Here is an 8817-nt window from a genome sequence, read left to right on the forward strand (position 1 = left end):
TCGCGGCGATCCTCACCGCCATGCCCCTGCCCTTGGTGATCAAGGCCGAGGGGCTGGCGCACAAGACCGAGGCAGGCGGTGTGGTGTTTCTGCGCCTTGCCGCCGACCTCCCCGAGGCCGTGTCCAAGGCGATGGCCATGCCCTGTCAAAACTGGCTCATCGAAGAGATGATCGAGGGCACGATTGCCGAACTGCTGATCGGCGTGCTGCGTGATCCGGCGCATGGCTTTGTGCTGACCCTTGGCGCCGGTGGCACCCTCACCGAGATCCTTCGCGATACTGTCACGCTGCTTTTGCCCGTAACGGAAACCGACATCACGCAGGCACTTGACCGCCTGCGCGCGGCACCGCTCCTGAACGGCTATCGCGGTCAGCCCGCCACGGACAGACCGGCCATCATCCGGGCGGTCATGGCGGTGCAGGCCTATGTTACAGCCCATGCCGACTGCCTCGAAGAGGTGGAAATCAACCCGCTCCTCTGCACCGCATCGGATGCGGTTGCGGTGGACGCGCTCATCACCGAGGGAGAGAGACCATGACCGACACGCCCATTCGCACCGAACGCAACGGTGCCGTGCTCGAGGTGACACTGGACCGCCCCAAGGCCAATGCCATCGACGCCGCCACCAGCCGCATCATGGGCGAGGTCTTCCGCGATTTCCGCGACGATCCCGACCTGCGCGTGGCGATCCTGACCGGCGCGGGCGACAGGTTCTTTTGCCCCGGCTGGGATCTCAAATCCGCCGCCGCAGGCGAGGCGCCCGATAGCGACTATGGCGTCGGCGGCTTTGGCGGATTGCAGGAATTGCGCGGGCTGAACAAGCCGGTGATTGCCGCCATCAACGGCATCGCCTGTGGCGGCGGGCTGGAACTGGCGCTGTCAGCAGACATTATCCTTGCCGCCGAGCATGCCACCTTTGCCTTGCCCGAAATCCGCTCGGGCACCGTGGCCGATGCCGCCAGCGTGAAACTACCCAAGCGCATCCCCTATCACATCGCCATGGAACTCCTGATCACGGGCCGCTGGTTTGATGCAAAAGAGGCCGCGCACTGGGGGCTGGTCAACCATATCCACCCTGCCGACCGGCTGTTGGCCGAGGCCCGCGCGATGGCCCAGACCATCGCCGCCGGACCACCGCTGGTCCATGCCGCGATCAAGGAAATCGTGCGCGAGGCCGAGGCGCTGCGCTTTCAGGATGCGATGAACCGGATCACCCGGCGACAGTTCGAGACGGTGGATATCCTCTACGCCTCCGAGGATCAGAAAGAGGGTGCGCGCGCCTTTGTCGAGAAACGCGATCCGGTCTGGAAAGGGCGTTGAGAGGGGGTGTTTGAGGCGAAGGCAACCCGCCTCAAATCCGCCCGAACACAGCCGCCAGTATCTCGCCAAGCCGTGCCGCATCTTCCTCGGTAAAGGCATCCGGTTGATCGCTGTCGATATCGAACACCGCAATCAACCGCCCCGCCCCGTCCCGCACCGGCAGGACAATCTCGGAGCGCGTGGAACTCGCGCAGGCGATATGCCCCGGAAAGGCATCGACATCCGGCACCAGTTGCACAGCCCCCGTGCGCGCCGCAGCACCGCAAACCCCGCGTGAAAACGGGATGCTCAGGCATCCATGCCCGCCCTGATACGGCCCGATCTTGAGCATTTCAGGCGCTGTGACACGGTAAAACCCGGTCCAGTCGAACCGGTCATCGGCGTGATGCACCTCGCATACCACCGTGGCCATGAGCGCAACTTCGTCGCTCTCCCCGTCGGTGAGCGCGGCGATGGTCCGGGCGATATGGTCATAGTCGATCCGCATGGGCGAGATATGCCACGCCCCGCGCGCCAAGGCCAGAGGCAGCGTGCCGCCTTTGGGTTGCATCCCCTGCACGACCATGGCAAAGACGCGCCCCGAATACGAATCCGACATCGACTATAAGGAAACCGACATATGCCCCGGCTGAGCCTGCACCGCAACCTGACCCGTGATCTGGAACCGCTGGCGCGCCTTTTGACCGACAAGGACGATCTCGCCCTCGTCAATCCGCAGGCCAGCCATCCCTTCGATACGCGCGAATGGGCGCTGAAATGGGTGGGCGATCTCGACGACGAGACCTTTTATCTGATGGATGAGGCCGGGCGCGAAGTGGGCTTTTTCGCGCTGCGTGTGGGCATCGGCCCCGAGGTGCGCCACCTCACTTACGTCTTTGTCGAAGAGAGCATGCGCGGCGGCACCGGCGAGGTGCTCTTGTCCATGGCCGAAGAGGCCGCGCGCCAACTCAACGCGCTGACCATCACGCTCAAGGTCGAACTCGACAACGCGCCAGCCGTCAACCTCTACCGCAAGGCAGGATACGAGGAACTGTCGCGCCGCAAGGGCATGGCCACGATGCGACGCGATCTCGAAGCGGCTTGAACAGGATCAAACCCGCTCGATTGCAATCGCCGTGCCCTCGCCGCCGCCGATGCAGATGGCGGCCACGCCACGTTTGAGCCCGCGTGTTTCCAGCGCATTGAGCAGCGTCACCATGATCCGCGCACCCGACGCCCCAATCGGATGACCCAGCGCACAGGCCCCGCCATTGACGTTGAGCCGCCCTCGCGCCACGCCCATCTCATGCATGAACGCCATGGGCACCACCGCAAAGGCCTCGTTCACCTCCCAGAGATCGACATCCGCCACGCTCCAACCCAAACGGTCCAAGAGCTTGCGCGCCGCAGGAACCGGCGCGGTGGTAAAGAGGCCGGGCGCCTGTGCGTGGCTCGCATGCCCCATGATCCGCGCGCGCACCTGCAAGCCCCGCGCCTCTGCCGCAGCCCCCGACGCCAGCACCAGCGCCGCAGCCCCATCGCTGATCGAACTGGAATTGGCCGCCGTCACCGTGCCACCCGGCCGAAACGCCGGTTTCAGCGTCGGAATTTTCTCGGGCCGCGCCTTGGCCGGTTGCTCATCGGCGGAAATCACCACCTCGCCCTTGCGTCCCCGAACCGTGACCGGCGCGATCTCGCGCGCAAAGGCACCACTGGCCTGCGCATCGAGCGCGCCCTGCAACGAGGCCAACGCATAGGCATCCTGCGCCTCGCGGGTGAATTGAAACGCCTCGGCGCAATCCTCGGCAAAGGTGCCCATCAGGCGGCCCTTGTCATAGGCATCCTCGAGCCCGTCGAGAAACATGTGATCGACCGCCTGCGCGTGCCCCAAGCGCGCGCCGCCGCGCATCTGGGGCAAGAGATAGGGCGCGCCCGACATTGATTCCATGCCGCCCGCGAGCATCACCTCCGCATGGCCCAACGCGATCTGGTCAAACGCCATCATCGCGGCCTTCATGCCCGATCCGCACATCTTGTTGAGCGTGGTGGCTGGCACCTCCTCGCCCAAGCCCCCCAGAAAGCCCGCCTGCCGCGCCGGGGCCTGTCCCTGTCCTGCGGGCAGCACACAGCCCATCAAGACCTCATCAACGGTCTTGGCCCCGGCATCCAGCAGCGCCGCGCGAATCGCAACGCCGCCCAGTTCCGCCGCGGGCACACCATCGAAATCGCCTTGAAATCCGCCCATGGGCGTGCGCGCCGCCCCTGCGATCACCACATCATGCATCTTTGCCTCCTCGCAAATCCTGATCCTGCATACCGAATGGTAAGGAATTGGGTCTAGCGTGCCCTGTATTACTACGTATCGCGCCGGAGGCACCATGGACTTGCACGCCACTCACCATCCCGACCTGACCATCATCACCGTGGCCGAGGCGCGTATCGACGCGGCCGCCGCCATCCGCTTCAAGGACGCCATGCGCGCCGCCACCGCCACCGGGGCGGGGCATGTGGTGCTCGATCTTGGCAATGTGACCTTTGTCGATTCAAGCGGCCTTGGCGCCATCGTTGCCGCCATGAAACAGATGGGCAGCGAGCGGCGGCTCGATCTGGCCTGTCTCACACCCGATGTGGCCAAGGTGTTCCGCCTCACGCGGATGGAATCGGTCTTTACCATCCATGACGATCTGCGCAGGCTGCACTCTCGCGCCACCGGCTGATGTGGCACGATGGACGGCCCCCCACCCCCCGCCAAAGGCAGCGCATGGTGATCCCCGACACCCCGCCCCAGCATCTCGACCTCACAACCGTTGCCTCGGACCTCGCGGTGCGCGATCTGCTGACCCGCACCCGCGACTGGCTGCGCGCCCATGCCCTGCCGGACGAGACCTGCGGCACGGTCGAGCTTGTTCTGGCCGAGGCGCTCAACAATATCGTGGAACATGCCTATCCGCCCGATGCCCCCGGCGCGATCCGGCTCGCGCTGCAACACGGTCCGACGCACCTTGTTTGTATTCTCAGCGATCATGGCACCGCCCTGCCCGGCGGCGTGCTGCCGGATGGCACCCTTCCCGATCATGACGTCGCGCGCGATGCCCTGCCCGAGGGCGGATTTGGCTGGTTCCTGATTCGCGACCTCACCGACCGGCTCGACTATCGCCGCGACGCCGGCTGGAGCCATCTGACCCTCGAATTCCGCCTCCCCGCTCTCTGACACAACCCTGGGAATCGCCCGCCCCAATCTTACCTTATTCCGGGCCAACTCACGCCGCAGAGACCCTGCATAACAGACCCTGTAGCTGCATATGGCTTCCCTCGGCGTCGCGTGTAATTGCCCCCACCCAGCGCGCGGCGTCGAGGCTTATCTTCCCCCCGATTGGCAAAGCCGCAAACACCGCCCAAAGCAATTTCAGAAATTGCCGATGGGCTATTCCGGCTCGAAATTGCGCCAATTCAAATTCTTAAAGCGTTTTGCTGTTTCACCGAAAAGCCGAAAGGCTTTAGTGTCCCCCTATCACGGACACAAGGACACACCATGCGCGACTTTCACAAGCCCGGCCGCTCGGCCACCTTCGCCACCAACGGTATGTGCGCCACCTCGCACCCGCTCGCAGCCAAGACCGCCATCGACATTCTCGAACGCGGCGGCAACGCCATGGACGCGGCCATCGCCGGCGCAGTCCTCTTGGGCCTCTGCGAACCACAGATGACCGGCATCGGCGGCGATTGCTTTGTCCTCTTCACCAAACCGGGCGATCCCACCATCCACGCGCTCAACGGCTCTGGCCGCGCCCCCGCTGGGGCCTCTGCTGCCGCCCTGCGCGCTGCGGGCCATGACACTGTGCCGCTCCAGAGCGCGCATGCCGTCACCGTCCCCGGTGCCGTCGACGCCTTTTGCCGCCTCAGCGCCGATCACGGGCGGCTTGGCCTCGATACCCTGCTCGCCCCCGCCATCCGCTACGCCGAAGAGGGCGTGCCGGTGGCCCCCCGCGTGGCCTTTGACTGGCCCACCGCAGGGGCCGTGCTTCAGGGTCATGGCCTCACCCATTTCATGCCCACGGGCACGCCGCCCAAGGCAGGCCAGATGTTCCGCGCCCCCGGTCAGGCCGAAGTGCTGCGCCGCATCGCGCGTGACGGCCGCGCCGCCTATTACGAAGGCGAAGTGGCCGAGGATATCATCGCCACGCTCAACGCGCTGGGCGGCACCCATACGGCCGCCGATTTCGCGGGCCAGCGCTGTGATTACACCACGCCCGTCAGCGGCGACTACAAAGGCGCCAATCTGGTCGAGCATCCGCCAAACGGCCAAGGTGCCACCGCCATCCTGCTGCTCAACATCCTGAAACATTTCGATATTGCGGGCATGGACCCGTTCGGCGCCGAGCGTGTGCATATCGACGCCGAGGCCACCAAACTGGCCTATGACGCGCGCAACCGCTTCATCGCCGACCCCGATCACATGCGCAAACTGGATTACATGCTCTCAGAGGCGACAGCGGCGAAACTGGCCGCGCTGATTGATCCCAAACGCGCCATGGCCGCCGCCAAACCGCTGACCGAGGCGGTGCACCGTGACACGATCTATATCACCGTGGTCGACCGCGACCGCATGGCGGTGTCGCTGATCTACTCGATCTTCCACGGCTTCGGCTCTGGCATCGCCTCCGAGAAATTCGGCGTGCTGCTGCAAAACCGCGGCGCGGGCTTTACGCTGGAAGAGGGGCATCCCAACGAATTCGGCGGCGGCAAGCGCCCGATGCACACGATCATCCCCGGCATGTTGACCGAGAATGGCCGCGCCACCATGCCCTTTGGCGTGATGGGCGGCTCGTATCAGTCAACGGGGCATGCGCGGCTCGTGTCGAACCTGCGTGATTTCGGGATGGACCCGCAATCCGCCATCGACGCCCCGCGCGCCTTTGCCGATCCTCTGGGTCTCAACCTCGAGCGCGGCTATGGCGACGCTGTGGCGCAGTCTCTCGCCGACATGGGGCATGAAATCCTGCGGCAACCCGGCCCCATCGGCGGCGCGCAGGCGATCTATATCCATGACGATGGCGTTCTCGAAGGCGGCAGCGACCCCCGCAAGGATGGCTGCGCCCTCGGCTATTGATTGGCCTTCAGGGTGGGTGCAAGCCCACCCTGACCGCTCAATTCAGTTGGAAATGCAGCGGGTAATGCCCGTCCTCGAACGGACCGAACAGGTCCGGAATATCGGGATGCCCCACCGGCTCGCCGGAATAATCGGCGACAAGGTTCTGTTCACTCACATAGGCCACGTAATAGCTCTGCTCGTTTTCCGCGAGCAGGTGATAGAACGGCTGTTCCTTGGATGGGCGGCTATCCTCGGGAATCGAGGCATACCATTCCTCGGTGTTCGAGAATTGCGGATCGACGTCAAAGATCACCCCGCGAAACGGGTGCTTCTTGTGACGGACCACTTGGCCCAGATGATATTTCGCACGTGTTTTAATCATATCGCATTTGCCCCTACCGATGGATTGTAAACCTTTCAAGGGTGGTTTGTCCAACAATCGGCTGAAACATGCGGGAAACAGTCTGTGAACGTGCGCGTGACAGCGCCGCACCGCCCAACCCCTGCGAATTCGTGATTTCCCCCGACCAGAGTTTCCGGTAAACTGACGAAAAAAAAGAGAGCGAGAGGCAAATGAGCAGAACTCTTCGCGCGTTGATGGTGTTGTTTGTGCTGGCCTCCTGCGGTGGCGGCGGCACAGGGTATGGCACCCCCCCGCGCAATCTGGACCACGCATGCGCCATTCTGGACGAGCGCCCCGAATACGCCCGCGCCTTCCGCGCGACAGAGCGGAAATGGGGCGTGCCCGCGCATGTGCAAATGGCCACCATCTATCAGGAAAGCAAATTCATCAGCGACGCGCGCACGCCCTTCCGCTGGACGCTTGGGGTGATTCCCACGGGCCGTGTCAGTTCGGCCTATGGCTATAGCCAGGCGCTCGATGGCACATGGGAGGAATATCAGCGCGAAACCGGCCGCTTTGGTGCCAACCGCAGCGATATCGCCGATGCGACCGATTTCATGGGCTGGTATATGTCCAAATCCAACCAGAGCCTCGGCATCCCGCTCACTGACGCGCGCAACCAGTATCTTGCCTATCATGACGGGCGTACCGGCTACGCGCGCGGCAGTTTCAACAGCAAGCCGTGGCTCCTGCGGGTCGCCGACAGTGTCGAAGTGCGGTCACAGACCTACCGTGCCCAGCTTGGCACCTGCGCACTCGGGCGTGGCCTCGTCTGACGATGTGCTGAGCCCCTTGCCGGGGCTCAGCGATCCATCCGCATCCGGTTTTTGCCGGGAATGACGAAATTCTCGTCATTGAGCCGCACATCGCGCTCCATATCGCCCAGAACCACGGTGGTCTGGCTGCCGCTGCCATCATGGATCACCCATTGGCGCAACTCGACGGGGCTGCCGGTAAAGACCAGATCAATGCTGCCATACTCGGGGTTCGCCGGGTCTTGCGCGCGCACCGTGGTCGAGGTGCCGTCGCTCGCATGCCCCACCACCATCCGCTCGCGCGTCAGATCCACATTGCGCGCAAGGATAATCTTGAGCGGCGTGCGGTTGAGCGGATAGCCCACCGGCCCGTCATTCGAACGCGGGTCGATGATTCCGACCGTATCGCCATCGGCCACCACCAACGCCTCTTCCGGCGGGTCATATTCAAACCGCACCCGACCGGGGCGCTTGATCAGAATCCGCCCCGTGCTGATCGTGCCATCCTCGTTGATCTGGGTAAACGCGCCTTGGGCAGTCCGCAAACCGTTCAGATAGTTTGAAATTTCCGGCAAGGACAGCTTTTCCGCCGCCGCCGCCGGGAGGGCCATCGCCGCCCAGAGGACGGGGACCATGAGAAAACGCATCTTGTTCATACCCCTCAGATAAGACACCCCGCGCAGGATTGCACCTGCGCGGGGCGTAAATTTTTTGTGGCTGAGCAACGCGCCGCTGCTTATTACTGCGGCTCCGGCACCAGCACCTCGCGCTTGCCGACATGGTTCGACGAACTGACCACGCCCTCATCCTCCATCTGCTCGACCAGACGCGCGGCCTTGTTATAGCCAATCGCCAGTTTCCGCTGGATGTAGGAGGTCGAGCATTTGCGATCCTTGATCACAATCGCCACCGCCTGATCATAAAGCAGATCATCGCCCTCGGCTCCGCTGCCCGACGACAGACCCAGCACCGCATCAATGCTCTCGGCCTTGTCCTCATCGGGGCCTTGCAGCACCGATCCCACATAGGTCGGCGGGCCATAGGCCTTGAGGTGATTGACCACCTCCTCCACCTCTTCATCGCTCACAAACGGGCCATGGCAGCGCGTGATCTTGCCGCCCCCGGCCATATAGAGCATGTCGCCCATGCCCAGAAGCTGCTCGGCCCCCATCTCACCCAAGATCGTGCGACTGTCGATTTTCGAGGTCACCTGAAACGAAATCCGCGTCGGGAAGTTGGCCTTGATCGTACCGGTGATCACATCAAC

At 63.7% G+C, this 8817-nt stretch carries 12 protein-coding genes; 7 read left to right on the top strand and 5 right to left on the bottom strand.

Annotation, left to right across the window (positions count from 1 at the left end; all coding sequences use genetic code 11):
* Positions 1–539 (top strand): acetate--CoA ligase family protein (locus tag KBT70_RS03390; protein ID WP_296628780.1); only part of this gene is annotated, 539 nt, incomplete at its 5' end.
* The gene (locus tag KBT70_RS03395; protein ID WP_296628783.1) at positions 536–1321 is read left to right on the top strand and encodes a carnitinyl-CoA dehydratase; all 786 of its coding nucleotides are present in this window, start codon (positions 536–538) and stop codon (positions 1319–1321) included. The genes KBT70_RS03390 and KBT70_RS03395, both read left to right, overlap by 4 nt.
* A 31-nt stretch (positions 1322–1352) precedes the next feature.
* On the opposite strand, the gene KBT70_RS03400 is transcribed toward KBT70_RS03395, so the two are convergent.
* Positions 1353–1808: a GAF domain-containing protein gene (locus KBT70_RS03400; RefSeq protein WP_296628813.1), complete on the bottom strand. Its 456-nt coding sequence runs from the start codon at positions 1806–1808 to the stop codon at positions 1353–1355.
* A gap of 132 nt (positions 1809–1940) precedes the next feature.
* Here KBT70_RS03400 and KBT70_RS03405 point away from each other — a divergent pair, with 132 nt between their 5' ends.
* Positions 1941–2405 (top strand): GNAT family N-acetyltransferase, encoded by a 465-nt coding sequence (locus KBT70_RS03405; RefSeq protein WP_296628785.1) that lies wholly within the window; start codon positions 1941–1943, stop codon positions 2403–2405.
* Between the two features lie 6 nt (positions 2406–2411).
* Here KBT70_RS03405 and KBT70_RS03410 read toward each other — a convergent pair whose 3' ends face one another.
* The gene (locus KBT70_RS03410) at positions 2412–3584 is read right to left on the bottom strand and encodes an acetyl-CoA C-acyltransferase (protein WP_296628788.1); all 1173 of its coding nucleotides are present in this window, start codon (positions 3582–3584) and stop codon (positions 2412–2414) included.
* A 94-nt stretch (positions 3585–3678) separates the two neighbouring features.
* Here KBT70_RS03410 and KBT70_RS03415 point away from each other — a divergent pair, with 94 nt between their 5' ends.
* From KBT70_RS03415 to KBT70_RS03425, 3 genes are all read left to right on the top strand, one after another.
* Positions 3679–4017, top strand: a complete 339-nt coding sequence (locus KBT70_RS03415) for an STAS domain-containing protein (protein WP_296628791.1) — start codon at positions 3679–3681, stop codon at positions 4015–4017.
* A gap of 44 nt (positions 4018–4061) precedes the next feature.
* Positions 4062–4511 (top strand): ATP-binding protein, encoded by a 450-nt coding sequence (locus KBT70_RS03420; RefSeq protein ID WP_296628793.1) that lies wholly within the window; start codon positions 4062–4064, stop codon positions 4509–4511.
* Positions 4512–4832: 321 nt separating this feature from the next.
* Positions 4833–6410 (top strand): gamma-glutamyltransferase family protein, encoded by a 1578-nt coding sequence (locus KBT70_RS03425; protein WP_296628796.1) that lies wholly within the window; start codon positions 4833–4835, stop codon positions 6408–6410.
* Positions 6411–6447: 37 nt separating this feature from the next.
* Here the strand turns inward: KBT70_RS03425 and hspQ are convergent, their stop codons facing one another.
* Positions 6448–6774, bottom strand: coding sequence for a heat shock protein HspQ (gene hspQ / locus KBT70_RS03430; protein ID WP_008283234.1), 327 nt, complete (start codon positions 6772–6774; stop codon positions 6448–6450).
* 191 nt (positions 6775–6965) lie between these two features.
* On the opposite strand from hspQ, the gene KBT70_RS03435 reads away from it, so the two are divergent.
* Positions 6966–7571: a lytic transglycosylase gene (locus tag KBT70_RS03435; protein ID WP_296628807.1), complete on the top strand. Its 606-nt coding sequence runs from the start codon at positions 6966–6968 to the stop codon at positions 7569–7571.
* Positions 7572–7597: 26 nt separating this feature from the next.
* Here KBT70_RS03435 and KBT70_RS03440 read toward each other — a convergent pair whose 3' ends face one another.
* Positions 7598–8206: an outer membrane lipoprotein carrier protein LolA gene (locus tag KBT70_RS03440; protein WP_296628810.1), complete on the bottom strand. Its 609-nt coding sequence runs from the start codon at positions 8204–8206 to the stop codon at positions 7598–7600.
* An 83-nt stretch (positions 8207–8289) separates the two neighbouring features.
* The coding region (locus tag KBT70_RS03445) for a DNA translocase FtsK (protein ID WP_296628812.1) at positions 8290–8817 on the bottom strand (528 nt) is incomplete at its 5' end.

It is taken from the genome of Roseovarius sp. (assembly GCF_018066915.1).
Lineage (GTDB): Bacteria > Pseudomonadota > Alphaproteobacteria > Rhodobacterales > Rhodobacteraceae > Roseovarius.